The organism is Micromonospora sp. NPDC006766 (genome assembly GCF_040636055.1).
Classification (GTDB): domain Bacteria; phylum Actinomycetota; class Actinomycetes; order Mycobacteriales; family Micromonosporaceae; genus Micromonospora.
In genome coordinates this window covers 150,740-164,822 of sequence record NZ_JBEYIX010000007.1, presented here as the reverse complement: position 1 = coordinate 164,822, position 14,083 = coordinate 150,740, and the positions used below count along the sequence as shown (strand labels likewise).

Annotated in this window: 12 protein-coding genes and 1 pseudogene; 10 read left to right on the top strand and 3 right to left on the bottom strand. The window is 72.3% G+C overall.

Annotated elements, in window-relative coordinates; genetic code table 11:
• Positions 1 to 17 precede the first annotated feature (17 nt).
• Positions 18 to 1,146: pseudogene (locus ABZ671_RS11025) on the top strand (glycine betaine ABC transporter substrate-binding protein).
• 58 nt (positions 1,147 to 1,204) lie between these two features.
• Positions 1,205 to 2,362 (top strand): hypothetical protein, encoded by a 1,158-nt coding sequence (locus ABZ671_RS11020; RefSeq protein WP_357854804.1) that lies wholly within the window; start codon positions 1,205 to 1,207, stop codon positions 2,360 to 2,362.
• 51 nt (positions 2,363 to 2,413) lie between these two features.
• On the opposite strand, the gene ABZ671_RS11015 is transcribed toward ABZ671_RS11020, so the two are convergent.
• The gene (locus ABZ671_RS11015) at positions 2,414 to 3,580 is read right to left on the bottom strand and encodes an NADH-quinone oxidoreductase subunit D (RefSeq protein ID WP_357854801.1); all 1,167 of its coding nucleotides are present in this window, start codon (positions 3,578 to 3,580) and stop codon (positions 2,414 to 2,416) included.
• A gap of 152 nt (positions 3,581 to 3,732) precedes the next feature.
• Positions 3,733 to 4,803 (bottom strand): SAM-dependent methyltransferase, encoded by a 1,071-nt coding sequence (locus tag ABZ671_RS11010; protein ID WP_357854798.1) that lies wholly within the window; start codon positions 4,801 to 4,803, stop codon positions 3,733 to 3,735.
• A 131-nt stretch (positions 4,804 to 4,934) separates the two neighbouring features.
• On the opposite strand from ABZ671_RS11010, the gene ABZ671_RS11005 reads away from it, so the two are divergent.
• The 7 genes from ABZ671_RS11005 (at position 4,935) to ABZ671_RS10975 (ending at position 11,613) form a co-directional block, all read left to right on the top strand.
• Complete coding sequence (locus tag ABZ671_RS11005; RefSeq protein ID WP_357854795.1) at positions 4,935 to 5,912, top strand: Rossmann-like and DUF2520 domain-containing protein; 978 nt, start codon at positions 4,935 to 4,937, stop codon at positions 5,910 to 5,912.
• A complete protein-coding gene (panC, locus tag ABZ671_RS11000; RefSeq protein WP_357854792.1) occupies positions 5,909 to 6,757 on the top strand; it encodes a pantoate--beta-alanine ligase in 849 nt (282 codons plus the stop codon). The genes ABZ671_RS11005 and panC overlap by 4 nt, the downstream gene beginning before the upstream one ends.
• A 25-nt stretch (positions 6,758 to 6,782) precedes the next feature.
• Positions 6,783 to 7,211, top strand: a complete 429-nt coding sequence (gene panD / locus ABZ671_RS10995) for an aspartate 1-decarboxylase (RefSeq protein ID WP_357854789.1) — start codon at positions 6,783 to 6,785, stop codon at positions 7,209 to 7,211.
• A gap of 95 nt (positions 7,212 to 7,306) precedes the next feature.
• Positions 7,307 to 8,194, top strand: a complete 888-nt coding sequence (locus ABZ671_RS10990) for a septum formation family protein (protein WP_357854786.1) — start codon at positions 7,307 to 7,309, stop codon at positions 8,192 to 8,194.
• 61 nt (positions 8,195 to 8,255) lie between these two features.
• The gene (locus ABZ671_RS10985; protein WP_357854783.1) at positions 8,256 to 9,944 is read left to right on the top strand and encodes an L-aspartate oxidase; all 1,689 of its coding nucleotides are present in this window, start codon (positions 8,256 to 8,258) and stop codon (positions 9,942 to 9,944) included.
• Positions 9,941 to 10,837: a carboxylating nicotinate-nucleotide diphosphorylase gene (nadC, locus tag ABZ671_RS10980; RefSeq protein ID WP_357854780.1), complete on the top strand. Its 897-nt coding sequence runs from the start codon at positions 9,941 to 9,943 to the stop codon at positions 10,835 to 10,837. Before ABZ671_RS10985 ends, nadC begins: the two co-directional genes overlap by 4 nt.
• 17 nt (positions 10,838 to 10,854) lie before the next feature.
• The gene (locus tag ABZ671_RS10975) at positions 10,855 to 11,613 is read left to right on the top strand and encodes a type III pantothenate kinase (RefSeq protein ID WP_357854777.1); all 759 of its coding nucleotides are present in this window, start codon (positions 10,855 to 10,857) and stop codon (positions 11,611 to 11,613) included.
• A gap of 58 nt (positions 11,614 to 11,671) precedes the next feature.
• On the opposite strand, the gene ABZ671_RS10970 is transcribed toward ABZ671_RS10975, so the two are convergent.
• Positions 11,672 to 12,412, bottom strand: coding sequence for a class I SAM-dependent methyltransferase (locus ABZ671_RS10970; RefSeq protein ID WP_357854774.1), 741 nt, complete (start codon positions 12,410 to 12,412; stop codon positions 11,672 to 11,674).
• A gap of 93 nt (positions 12,413 to 12,505) precedes the next feature.
• Here ABZ671_RS10970 and lysS point away from each other — a divergent pair, with 93 nt between their 5' ends.
• Positions 12,506 to 14,014, top strand: a complete 1,509-nt coding sequence (gene lysS, locus ABZ671_RS10965; RefSeq protein WP_357854771.1) for a lysine--tRNA ligase — start codon at positions 12,506 to 12,508, stop codon at positions 14,012 to 14,014.
• The last annotated feature ends 69 nt before the right edge of the window (positions 14,015 to 14,083 follow it).

Below are 14,083 nucleotides of genomic sequence, written 5' to 3'. Positions count from 1 at the left end.
GGTCCGGTCCGGAGGATATTGGCTGGAGTCGCGGGCGGCGGATCGAGCCGCCCACGGACAAAGCGGGCGGCCGACCGGATCGCCCGTCGGACACGCGGCCGGCCCGAGCGGGTCGCGCCGGGACACGGAAGGCGGGCACAGATGCGCGCGCGCACACGAAAGGTCGTCGGAGCCCTCAGCATTCTGACCGCGGCGGGTCTGCTCGCCGGCTGCGGCGACGCCGGTTCCTCCGGCACCGAGGCCCCCGCGCAGGGCGCCTCCGGGGCCGGCTGCGCCCCGGTCGCGGGCGACAAACTGGTCGTCCTCACCGACGACAAGAAGCTCCAGAACACCGACAACGTCATTCCCGCGATCAACGCGAAGGCGGCCACCCCGCAGCTCGTCGCCGCGCTGGACAAGGTCTCGGCAGCACTCGACACCACCAAGCTGATCGAGCTGAACCGAATGGTCGACGTCGACCGCAAGACGTCCAAGGTGGCGGCGCAGGAATTTGCCGACGCCAACGGGATAACCGCTGGGATCGAGAAGGGCTCGGGCGGGTCGATTACAGTCGGCGCGGGAAACTTCACCGAGAGTGAGCTCATCGCCGAGCTCTACAAGATCGCGCTCACCTCCGCCGGCTACCAGGTCAAGGTGCAGACCATCGGCAGCCGCGAGCTCTACGAGCCGGCCCTCGAGAAGGGTGAGATCCAGATCGTTCCCGAGTACGCGGCCACCATGGCCGAGTTCCTCAACACCAAGGCCAACGGCAAGGACGCCGAGCCCGTCTCCTCGCCCGAGCTGGACAAGACGGTCAGCGCCCTGAAGGCTGAGGGCGACAAGGCCGGCATCACCTTCGGGCAGCCGTCGCAGGCCCAGGATCAGAACGCCTTCGCGGTCACCCAGGCGTTCGCCGACAAGTACCAGGTCGTCACGCTCTCCGACCTGGCCGCCAAGTGCTCCGGCAAGGCCACGGTGCTGGCCGGCCCGCCGGAGTGCCCGCAGCGGCCGAAGTGCCAGGCCGGTCTGGTCCAGGTCTACGACTTCAAGGCCGGCTCGTTCAGCACGCTGGACGCGGGTGGCCCGCAGACCAAGAACGCGTTGAAGACCGGCGCGGCAAGCGTCGGCCTGGTGTTCTCCTCCGACGCGGCGCTCGCCGCGAGCTGACCTGCATTGAACCTGGAAGCGTTCCCTACCGGGGCAACTCTCGATAGGCTGCACAGCCATGCCGGCCCCGGTCGCTCCCGCCGAGAAGCGCACCCCTTCGCTGCTGACCGTCCTGTTCTGGGTCGGTGTGGGGCTCGCGCCCCTGGCCGCGTTGATCCTCCTGGTCGTCGACGACGGTGGGGCGCTGCGGATCGGGGCGGTGCTGGCGATCCTCGCCGTGGTGCTGATCGGTCTGTCCATCGCGTTGCGGTCCGAGAGCGGTGACGGGGCGGCCGGCACCGAGGAGCTGCGCGAGGAGATCGCGCAGCTCCGCCACGAGCTGCACAGCGAGATCGTGGCCGCCGCGCACCGGGGCAACGAGGCGCTCGACCAGGCCCGGCGTGCGCAGGAGACGGTCACCGCGCTGCGCCGCCGGCTGGATGTCGCAGCCGCCGGGATGGCCGCCGCCGCGGGCAGCGCCGCGCCGGTCGCGGAGGTGCCGGCCGGCGGCCGCGCCCGGGTGCCCGCCGCCGAGACGTACGACGAGGGGCGGTCTCGTCACCGCGCCGCCCCGGAGTCGGCGCCGATCGCCGGTGGGCAGCCCGCCGGCTGGGGCGAGGACGATTCGCCCCGCCGCCCGCAGCCCGGCACCCACTACGGTGCCGACCGCCCGCGGCCCGGCGGCCACGGGGCCTCGCGCGCGGCGGATCCGGACGCCCGTCCGGTCGGGGTGGTGCACCACACGGAGACCGTGCACGTCACCACCCGGCACACCATCGTGGACGGTGGCCCCCGACTCGGGTACCGGGAGCCGATGGGCGACCGTGACCGGTCCGGCGTCGACCGTGACCGGCCCGTCCACGGCCGCAGCGGTGCGGGCTGGCCCCCGCCGGACGTACGCGCCCGGACCGCGCCCGAGCCCTCGGGGCACGCCGACGACCCGGACGGCGACTACTGGTCGGAGCTGCGCGCCGGCAACCGCTGGGCCTCGGTCCGGGACGACGAACGGGGCCGGGAGATTCGGGTCGGTGAGCGGCACGCCGCCGTTCACGCCGCCGAAGCGGGTGCCGAATATCGGGTCGAGGACCGCTGGGCGTCCGTCCGCGAGCCCCGCCGGGACCATGGTGCGTCCAGGGCAGCCGGGCCCGGCTGGGCGGAGCAGCGCAGCGGCCAACCCGAGCACCCCAACGACGAGCCATACAACTACCCACCCCCGCCCTCGCGGAGATCTTGGTAGGGACAGGCCCCTCCAGGGGCCGTTTCCTGCCAAGATCTTGTGGAAGCCGACCTATTTGTCGATGTCGCCGACCACGAAGAACATCGAGCCGAGGATGGCGATCAGGTCCGGCACCAGACAGCCGGGGAGCAGGGTCGCCAGGGCCTGCACGTTCGCGTACGAGGCGGTGCGCAGCTTGAGCCGCCACGGGGTTTTCTCGCCCCGCGACACCAGGTAGTAGCCGTTGATGCCGAGCGGGTTCTCGGTCCACGCGTAGGTGTGCCCCTCAGGGGCCTTGACCACCTTGGGCAGCCGGGTGTTGACCGGCCCGGTGAGCCGGTCCACCCGGTCCAGGCACTGCTCGGCGAGGTCGAGCGAGACGTACACCTGGTCGAGCAGCACCTCGAAGCGGGCGTGGCAGTCGCCGGTGCTCCGGGTGACCACCGGCACGTCGAGCTGGTCGTACGCCAGGTAGGGCTCGTCCCGGCGCAGGTCCAGGTCCAGCCCGGACGCCCGCGCCACCGGCCCGGACGCGCCGAACGCGGCGGCGTCCGCCGCCGACAGCACGCCCACCCCGACCGTGCGGGCCAGGAAGATCTCGTTGCGCCGGATGAGGTTGTCCAGGTCGGGCATCCGGCGGCGGACCTCGCCGATGGCGGCCCGGGCCCGCCCGGTCCAGCCGGCCGGCACCTCCTCCTTGAGCCCGCCGACCCGGTTGAACATGTAGTGGATCCGGCCGCCGGAGACCTCCTCCAGCACCGCCTGGATGGTCTCCCGCTCGCGGAAGGCGTAGAAGATCGGCGTGATCGCGCCGATCTCGAGCGGGTACGAGCCGAGGAACATCAGGTGGTTGAGCACCCGGTTCAGCTCCGCGAGGGCCATGCGCAGCCAGACGGCGCGCTCGGGCACCTCCATGCCCATCAGCCGCTCGACGGCGAGCACCACGCCCAGCTCGTTGGCGAACGCCGAGAGCCAGTCGTGTCGGTTGGCCAACACGATGATCTGTCGGTAGTCGCGTACCTCGAAAAGTTTCTCCGCGCCTCGGTGCATGTAGCCGACGATCGGCTCGGCGGAGACCACCTGCTCGCCGTCGAGCACCAGCCGCAGCCGCAGCACGCCGTGTGTGGACGGATGCTGTGGGCCGATGTTTAGCACCATGTCGGTGCCGAGCTGCTCCCCGCCGGCGCCGGTGCCGACGGTCAGCTCGCGGAGGTCCGCGTCCGTGCTCATGCCCGCCATCGTGCCACGAGCGCCGCTCAGCCCGGCAATGCCGACGTGATCGTTGACGGCGCGTCCGGATGCAGGTCCGACCGATCCCCTTTCAACGCTTACAAACTTGATGACGTGGATGACTCGCGAGGCCGGCGGACAGTGCGATCGAGATGAATCGTTTACGTCATCAAGTTCGTAGGCGTCGAAGGAGCGTCCGTCGCTACCGAATCGATCACGAGCGACCCGGCGATGCCGATCGGTTGGATCAGCCACCAGTGTCCGCCCAGGCCCGCCGGGTCGGTCAGTTCGGCCACCGCCGAGGCGGCGGCGAGCGCCCGCAGGTAGCCGGCCGGGTCGCGTGAGGCCAGGCTCAGCGGCGGTCGCCCGCCGTCGGCCCCGAGCGCCCGCAGCGCCTCCCGCTGCGAAACCATGGTGTACGCACACCGGGCAATTCGCTCACCGGCGGAGGCGACCGAGTCGATGGCGACGTGTGCGGTGACATCACACGACCCGTCCGGCACCGGCGGCACCTGCCGCCCAGCCCGGTATCCGGTCAACGTCCCGCCCGCCGGCCGCCCGTCCCTCAGATGTCCGTAGTCCACGGCCAGCGCGAGCCCCCGCTCAACCTTGCTGACTGCCCCCGCCCAGGCCTCATCCCGCACCCGCCCAACCTCAGCCCGCTCCATCGCATCGGGGGTGGGGGTGGGGGTGGGCCACCAGTGGGTCAGCCAGGCGACGTCGTCGGCGGTTGCCGGGTCACCCTCGCGCTCCGCGCCGGTGGCCGGGTCCACCAGCAGGTAGCGCCAGCCGTCGGCGGTGCGCACGGCCACGTCGAGGGGGACGTTGTCCAGCCACTCCGTGGCGATCAGCAGGCCGGTGATCCCCGCCGGGATCTCCGTGGTCCAGTCGATGCCCGCCGGTAGGTCGTGGGGTCGGGGTGCCCGTTCGACGGCGGTGAGGCGTACCCGGTCGGTGAGCGGAACCGACCCGGCGGCGTGCTCCCCGGAAACCCCCGCGAGCAGCGCCCGCAGCAACTCACCCCGGCCGGCGCCCACGTCCACCACGTCCAGCCGCGCCGGGTGTCCGAGAGCAAGATCGAGGGACGTGAGCAGGCGAAGCAGGCAGGACGAGAACACCGGAGAGGCGTGCACGCTCGTGCGGAAGTGGGCGGCCGGCCCGGTACCCGTGACAAAGAAGCCGTCCGGGCCGTACAAAGCGCGTTCCATCGCCACCCGCCAGTGGAGTGCCATTACTTCATTCCTCGCTCAGGTCCCGGTTCGAGCCTTTGGTGAAGGTTTTCACACACTCTTGTTCGAGCTCCGTGACCCCGGCGCATACTTGCGATCGACCGGTACCCCCGTCGAGGACTGGATCGATTGCCATGAGCGCACCGCTGCGCCCGCGTCCGGCCGCCCCGCCCGGGGCCGCCGTACCGTCGGGCGGCGCCTCGAACGGCGCCCCGCTCGCCCTCCCCCGTACCCTCACCGTCGGCGTGATCGGCGCCGGCCGGGTCGGTGCCGTGCTCGGCGCGGCCCTCGTCGCCGCCGGCCACCGGGTGGTCGCCGCCACCGGCCGGTCCGGTGCCGCGCAGGCCCGGCTGGCGCTGCTGCTGCCGCAGACCCCGACCCGCACCGCGACCGCCGTCGCCCGCGCGGCCACCGACCTGTTGATCGTGGCGGTCCCCGACGACGCCCTCGCCGGCGTGGTCGCCGGGCTGGCCGAGGCCGACGCGCTGCGTCCCGGTCAGGTGGTCGCGCACACCTCCGGCGCGCACGGGCTGGCCGTCCTCGCCCCGGTCGCCGCCGTCGGCGCACGGCCGCTCGCGCTGCACCCGGCGATGACCTTCACCGGTACGCCGGACGACCTGACCCGCCTTGCCGGCAGCTCGTACGGGGTGACCGCCCCGGCGGAGCTGCGCCCGTTCGCCGCCCGGCTGGTCGCCGACCTCGGCGGCGTGCCCGAGTGGGTGGCCGAGGACGATCGCCCGCTCTACCACGCGGCGCTGGCGCACGGCGCGAACCACCTGGTGACCCTGATCAACGAGGCAGCCGACCGGCTGCGCGACGCCGGGGTGGACCGGCCGGAGAAAGTGCTCGCCCCGCTGCTGCGGGCCGCCTTGGAGAACGCGCTGCGGCTCGGTGACGACGCGCTCACCGGCCCGGTCTCCCGGGGCGACGCGGGCACCGTACGCCGGCACCTGGTCAGGCTGGCGGCGACCGCGCCGGAATCCCTGCCCCCCTATCTGGCGTTGGCCCGACGGACGGCGGACCGCGCCATCGCGGCCGGGCGGCTGCGCCCGGCCGACGCGGAGTCGCTGCTGGACGTGCTGAGCGGGATCCATCCGGAGGTGGCCGCATGACGGAGCTGGTACACACGCGCAAGGAGTTGGCGGCGGCGCGGGAGCGGCTGACCGGCACCGTCGGCGTGGTGATGACCATGGGTGCGCTGCACTCCGGGCACGAGACGCTGCTGCGAGCCGCCCGGGAACGGGCCGACCACGTCCTCGTCACGATCTTCGTGAACCCGCTCCAGTTCGGGCCGAACGAGGACTTCGACCGCTACCCGCGCACCCTCGGCGCCGATCTGGAGATCTGCCGGCGGGCCGGTGCCGACGTGGTGTTCGCCCCGGCGGTGGCCGACATGTACCCGGACGGCCAGCCGGTGGTCCGGCTCGACCCGGGCCCGCTCGGCGCGGACCTGGAGGGGCTGAGCCGGCCCGGCTTCTTTCACGGGGTGCTCACCGTGGTCCTGAAGCTGCTCCAGCTCACCCGTCCCGACCTGGCCTTCTTCGGCGAGAAGGACTATCAGCAGCTCACCCTGGTCCGGCGGATGGTCCGCGACCTGGACGTGCCGACGGAGATAGTCGGCGTGCCGACCGTACGCGAGCCGGACGGCCTGGCCCTGTCCAGCCGGAACCGCTACCTGTCGGCGCAGGAGCGGCAGGCGGCGTTGAGCCTCTCCGCCGCGCTGCGGGCCGGCGTCGAGGCCGCCGAGCAGGGTGCGGACGCGGGCGCGGTGCTGGCCGCCGCCCACCGCGCCTTCGACTCGGGTACGCCGGGCGTCCGCCTCGACTACCTGGTGCTCACCGACGTCGACCTGGAGCCGGGGCCGGTCTCCGGCCCGGCGCGGCTGCTGATCGCGGCCTGGGTCGGCACCACCCGCCTGATCGACAATGCGGCGGTTTTCCTCGCCCCGCGTTCCTGACTCTTCCTTTGCTGAGAGGCATCTGATGCTCCGGACCATGCTCAAGTCGAAGATCCACCGGGCCACCGTGACCCAGGCCGACCTGCACTACGTCGGCTCGGTGACCGTGGACGAGGATCTGCTCGACGCGGCCGACTTGCTCCCCGGCGAGCAGGTGGCGATCGTGGACGTCACCAACGGGGCCCGGCTGGAGACGTACGTGATCCCGGGGCGGCGGGGCAGCGGTGTGATCGGCATCAACGGTGCCGCCGCGCATCTGGTGCACCCCGGTGACCTGGTCATCCTCATCTCGTACGGGCAGATGGACGACGCCGAGGCGCGGACGTACCAGCCCCGCGTGGTCCACGTCGACGCCGACAACAAGGTGATCGACCTGACCACCGACCCGACCGCCGCCGCCCCCGGCACCGCCGGCACCCCCGTCCCCAACCCGCTCGCCGCCGCCCTGCGCTGATCCCATACGGGCAGCACGGTCTGTCACCGGAAGGCCGGTTCCGGCTACCCTGGGCGCACCGTCGGATTGACGGTCGTCGGCTGGGGGAGGCCGCGATGCGTGGTGCGATGAAGGTTCTGGTCGCCGCGTTGGTCGTGGGGGCCGTGCTGACGGGCTGTGCCAGCTCCGGGCTGGACGGAGACCTCACCGACGACTGGCCAGCGCTGCCGCCGGCCGGTCCGTTCACTCCGGCGGCCGGGGTCTGTCAGGTCGCCGACTTCACCCCGACGGTCGCCCTCGACGGGTACGACCCGGTGGGCTGCGACCTGCCGCACCGGGTGGAGACGGTGCACGTGGGTGCCTTCACCGTCGACCGGCCCGCCCCACCCGCTCTCGGCTCCACCGAGCTGCGTACGGCGTTCGCCGACTGTGACAGCCAGGCCAGCGGATACGTCGGTGACAACTGGCGGGCCGGGCGGCTGCGGCTGGCGGTGGCCCTGCCCACCGGGTCCGGCTGGGCGACCGGCCTGCGCTGGTACCGCTGCGACCTGACCGAGCTGACCACGGTCGAGGCGGCGGCGCAGGTGGTGACCCGGACGGGCAGCCTGCGCGACGCGCTCAAGGGAGCGTCCGCGTTGCGGCTGGGCTGCCAGCGCACCAGCGGCGACATCCGGGTGCAGAAGTTGACCCCGATCGACTGCGGCACCCCGCACGACGCCGAGTTCGTCGGCGTGTGGCCGGCGCCGGAGCGCCCGTACCCGACGAAGACCGCCGACTGGGCCCCGCTCTACGCCGGCTGTAACAGCATCCTGGCGAGGTACGCCGGGGTGCCGGACGACGCAGTGCTCCGGTTCCGGAGCGGGGTGGTGGTCCGCCCGCCCGGCACCGGCCGGTGGGCCGTCGGCGACCGCGGCGTTCGCTGCTATCTCTGGCTCAGCGACCGCACCGTGACCGCCTCGCTGAAGGGGGTCGGGACGGCGGGCCTGCCGGTCCGGACGAAGTAGCCGGAACCACTCGTCCCGCCCCCGCTGCCCCGGGTGAGGTGCCTTCGGGTTGACTGTGTTCATGGACCTTCCGACCGTCGACCTGCCGGCCCTGCCCAGGCTGCTCGCCGCGCCCGCCCCCGGCTGGGTGGAGACCACCGACGTGGTCGTCGTCGGCTCCGGGGTCGCCGGCCTGACCGCCGCGCTGCACCTGCGCGAGGCGGGCCTGCACGTCACCGTGGTCACCAAGGTCAACATGGATGAGGGGTCGACCCGCTGGGCGCAGGGCGGCATCGCCGCGGTGCTCGACCCGGCCGACACCCCGGCGGCGCACGCGTACGACACCGCGATCGCCGGCGTCGGCCTGTGCGACCCGGCGGCGGTCCGGGTGCTGGTGGAGGAGGGGCCGACCCGGCTGCGCGAGCTGATGCGGATCGGGGCGGAGTTCGACCGTAACCCGGACGGCTCGCTGATGCTCACCCGGGAGGGCGGGCACCGGGCGGACCGGATCGTGCACGCCGGCGGCGACGCCACCGGGGCGGAGGTGCAACGGGCCCTGCACGCGGCGGTTCACCGCGACCCGTGGATCCGGCTGGTCGAGCATGCCCTGGTGCTGGACCTGCTGCGCGCACCCGGCGACGGGCCGGACGGGCTCGGCCCGGCCTGCGGAATCACCCTGCACGTGCTCGGCGAGGGCAGCGAGGAAGGTGTCGGCGCGATCCTGGCCCGGGCCGTGGTGCTGGCCACCGGCGGCATGGGCCAGATCTTCGCGGCCACCACCAACCCGGCGGTGTCCACCGGCGACGGTGTGGCGCTCGCCATGCGGGCCGGCGCGGCGGTCACCGATGTGGAGTTCGTGCAGTTCCACCCGACCGCGCTGATCGTGCCGGCCGGGGCGGCGGGCGCGACGCGGGCCCAGCAGCCGCTGGTGTCCGAGGCGCTGCGCGGTGAGGGCGCCCACCTGGTCGACGGCGACGGCAAGCGGTTCATGGTCGGCCAGCACGAGCTGGCCGAGCTGGCCCCCCGGGACGTGGTCGCCAAGGGCATCCACCGGGTGCTGCTGGCCACCGGCACGGACCACGTCTGGCTGGACGCGCGCCACCTGGGCGGGGAGTTCCTGGCCCGGCGCTTCCCGACCATCGTGGCGTCCTGCCTGGCCATCGGGGTGGATCCGGCCACCGAACTGATTCCGGTCGCCCCGGCCGCCCACTACGCCTCCGGCGGGGTTCGTACCGACCTGCGCGGCCGTACCTCCATCCCCGGCCTGTACGCCTGCGGCGAGGTCGCCTGCACCGGTGTGCACGGTGCCAATCGGCTGGCCAGCAACTCGCTGCTGGAGGGGCTGGTCTTCTCCCGCCGGATCGCCGAGGACATCGCCGCCGGGCTGCCCGAGCAGGCAAAACCGGCCGAGACCGGTGCCTGGGTGGGCGGCCAGGGCTGGGTGGTGCCGGCGGAGGCCACCTCGGCCCTGCAACGGGCGATGACCCGGGGCGCGGGGGTGCTCCGCTCGGCGGAGAGCCTGGCCGGGACCGCCGCCACCCTTACCGAGCTGGGTCAGGGCCGGGGCATCCCGCGTACCGCCGACTGGGAGGCGACGAACCTGATCACGGTGGCGTCGATGCTGGTCGCCGCCGCGTACGCCCGCCGGGAGACCCGGGGCTGCCACTGGCGGGAGGACTTCCCGACGGCCGACGACCGGTGGCTGGGCCACCTCGTCGCGGGGGTCGGGACGGAGGGCGTTCTGGACGAGCGGTGGGAGGAGCTGTCATGAGGGAGTCGACGGAGCGGGCCCTGCGGGCCGGTGGCCTGGACCCGGAGCGGGTACGGCGGGTGATCGTCGACGCGCTCACCGAGGACCTGGGCCAGGATTTCCTCGACGTCACCAGCGTCGCCACCATCCGGGCAGGGCAGAACGACACCGGTGACCTGGTCGCCCGCGCCGACGGGGTGGTCGCCGGGCTGCCCGTGGCCGCGGCGGTCTTCGAGCTGGTGGGCGAGGTCACCGGGGCGGACCGTACGGTCGAGGTGTCGCTGGTGGCCCACGACGGGCAGCGGGTGGCACGCGGCGACGTGCTGGCCACGGTGACCGGCCCGACCCGGCTGCTGCTCACCGCCGAGCGGACGGCGCTCAACCTGCTCTGCCGGATGTCCGGGGTGGCCACCCACACCCGGGCCTGGGCCGACGCCCTGGCCGGCACGAAGGCGATGGTGCTGGACACCCGCAAGACCACCCCCGGCCTGCGCGCCTTGGAGAAGTACGCGGTCCGGGCCGGCGGTGGCACCAACAAGCGGATGGGCCTGCACGACGTCGCCATGATCAAGGACAACCACAAGGTCGCCGCGGGCGGGATCGCCCCCGCCTACCGCCGGGTCCGGGAGGCGTTCCCCGACGTGCCGGTGCAGGTGGAGGTGGACACGCTGGCCGAGGCGGTGGAGGCGGTCGAGGCGGGTGCCGCCTTCCTGCTGCTGGACAACATGACCCCGGCGCAGCTGCGCGAGGTGGTCGCCGCGGTGGGTGACCGGGCCGAGCTGGAGGCGACCGGGGGGCTGACCCTGTCGGTGGCGACCGAGTACGGGGCGACCGGGGTCGACTTCATCTCGGTGGGCGCGTTGACCCACTCCTCGCCGATCCTGGACATCGCCCTGGATCTGCGGGCGGAATGAGCGTCTAGGCTGCCAGCGTGCTGCTCTGCATCGACATCGGAAACACCAACACCGTGCTGGCGACCTTCGACGGCGACAAGCTGGTGCACTCCTGGCGGATCAAGACCGACGCCCGGTCCACGGCGGACGAGCTGGGTCTGATGTTCCGGGGGCTGCTGGCCGGTGACGCCGTGGAGATCACCGGGGTGGCCGCCTGCTCGACCGTGCCCGCCGCGCTGCGCTCGCTGCGCACCATGCTGGCCCGCTACTACGCGAACCTGCCGAGCGTGGTCGTCGAGCCCGGGGTACGCACCGGGGTGCAGCTCGCCATCGACAACCCGAAGGAGGTCGGCGCGGACCGGGTGGTCAACACCCTGGCCGCGTACACCCTCTACGGCGGGCCGTCGATCGTGGTGGACTTCGGCACCACCACCAACTTCGATGTGATCAGCGACCGGGGCGAGTTCCTCGGTGGCGCGTTCGCGCCGGGCATCGAGATCTCCTTCGACGCGCTCGCCGCCCGCGCTGCCCAGCTGCGCAAGGTGGAGGCCACGAAGCCCCGCTCGGTGATCGGCAAGAACACCGTCGAGTGCCTCCAGGCCGGCCTCTACTTCGGCTTCGCCGGCCAGGTGGACCGGATCGTCGAGCGGATGACCGAGGAGCTGGGCGAGGTGAAGGCGGTGATCGCCACCGGCGGACTCGCCGCCCTGGTCCTCAACGAGTGCCGCACGATCACCCACCACGAGCCGATGATCACCCTCATCGGCCTCCGCATGGTCTACGACCGGAATGTGTAAGGAAGGGCCCCCTGTTAACGCCTCCGGTAGAGCAGGGGCCCCCTCTTAACATTCGTGCTCAGCGGCGGCGGGAGCGCAGAACGAGCGTCTGGTAGGGCAGCTCGACGGTCTCCCGGCCCTTCAGGTCGGGGTGGGTGGCGAACAGTTCCCGCAGCCCGCGGTCGACCCGGTCCCGCTCCTCAGGCGAGGCGGTCAGCCAGTACGAGCGGGTGTGCAGCATGTCGATCACCTCGTCGGGCGTGAGCGTGGCCGAATGGGCGAATTCGCCCACGTCGACCGGCTCGAACGCCGGGCCGAAGTCGCCGTGCTTCTCGATCACGTTGCCGGCATTGTCGCGGAGGTCGGCGATCCGGCTCAGCTTGGCCACCCAATCCACCCGTTCGTCGCGGAAGTTCCAGATCGGGGCGAAGATGCTGCCGGCCCGCAGCACCCGAGCGATCTCGGCGTGCGCCGGCTCCCGGTCGAACCAGTGGTAGGCCTGTCCCACCAGCACCGCGTCCGCCGATCCGTCCGACAGCGGCACCGCCTCCGCGCTGCCGGCCAGCGCCGTCGTACCCGGCGTGGCGAGCGCCAGTTGCGCCCGCATCCCAGGGTCCGGTTCCACGGGTACGACCTGGTACCCGAGCGCCAGCACGCCACGGGTGAGGATGCCGGTGCCCGCGCCGAGGTCCACCACCCGGGCGGGCGCGGCGAGCCCGTCGAGCGCCCAGCGCAGCGCGTCCTGCGGATAGCGGGGCCGGAACCGGTCGTACGCGGCGGCGGCGGCGCCGAAGGAGAGCGCGTGAGTGGGGTCCGTCATGGGCGGCAGGTTATCCGGTAACAGTCGCCGGGTCGCTTGAGTACGCTCATGGGTCGACCCCGCCGATATTCCCAAGGCCTGAGGAAGCGTGCCGTGACCGAGCAGAACGCCCTGCCAGTAGACCCCGCCGACGACCTTCCCGAGCAGATGAAGGTCCGCCGGGAGAAGCGGGACCGGATGCTCGCCGAGGGCGTCGAGCCGTACCCGGTCGGCTATCCCCGGACCAGCACCCTGGCCCGGATCCGCGAGCAGTACGCAGACCTGCCCACCGACACGGCCACCGGCGACCGGGTCTCGGTCACCGGTCGGGTGATCTTTGTGCGTAACACCGGCAAGCTCTGCTTCGCCACCCTGCGGGACGGCGACGGCACCGAACTCCAGGCGATGCTCTCGCTGGATCGGGTCGGCGCGCAGCGGCTCGAGGACTGGAAGCGCCTGGTCGACCTCGGCGACCACGTCGGCATCACCGGTGAGGTGATCACCAGCCGCCGCGGCGAGTTGTCGGTGCTGGCGCAGGAGTGGGCGGTCACCGCCAAGGCGCTGCGCCCGCTACCGGTGGCGCACAAGCCGCTGAGCGAGGAGGCCCGGGTCCGCCAGCGTTACGTGGACCTGGTGGTCCGGCCGCAGGCGCGGCAGATGGTGCGCACTCGGGCCGCCACCGTGCGCAGCCTCCGCGACACCCTGCACGGGCAGGACTTCATCGAGGTGGAGACCCCGATGCTCCAGTTGCTGCACGGTGGCGCGGCGGCCCGCCCATTCGTGACCCACAGCAATGCCCTGGGCACTGATCTGTATCTTCGAATCGCGCCGGAACTGTTTCTCAAGCGCGCCGTGGTGGGTGGCGTGGACCGGGTGTTCGAGATCAACCGCAACTTCCGTAATGAGGGCATCGACTCGTCGCACTCGCCCGAGTTCGCGATGCTTGAGGCCTACCAGGCGTACGGCGACTACAACACGATGGCCGAGCTGACCCGAAATCTCGTGCAGCAGGCCGCGATCGCGGTCAGCGGATCGACCGTGGTCACGCACGCTGACGGGTCTGAGTTCGATCTGGGCGGCGAGTGGCGCTCGGTGACGCTGTTCGGCGTGCTTTCCGAGGCGCTCGGTGAGGAGGTCACCGTCCGCACCGAAAGGTCCCGCCTGGTCGAGTACGCCGACAAGGTCGGGCTCGCGGTCGACCCGAAGTGGGGTCCCGGCAAGCTGGCCGAGGAACTCTTCGAGGAGCTGGTCGTGCCGTCGCTGCAGGCGCCCACCTTCGTGCGCGACTACCCGGAGGAGACCAGCCCGCTGACCCGGGCGCACCGCGGCGAGCCGGGACTGGCCGAGAAGTGGGACCTGTACGTCCTCGGTTTCGAGCTCGGCACCGCGTACTCGGAGCTGGTCGACCCGGTCGTGCAGCGGGAGCGGCTGGTGGCCCAGGCGCAGCTCGCCGCCCGCGGTGACGACGAGGCGATGCGACTGGACGAGGACTTTCTCCGGGCGATGGAGTACGGAATGCCGCCGGCCGGTGGCATGGGAATGGGAATCGACCGGCTCCTGATGGCGCTGACCGGCCTGGGAATTCGGGAAACGATCCTGTTCCCGTTGGTCCGACCAGAGTAGCCGCTGGCCTCCCGCGGGTCGTAACCGCATCCTATTGACGAGGCAAGCATCGGTCGGGTTATTGTGCTC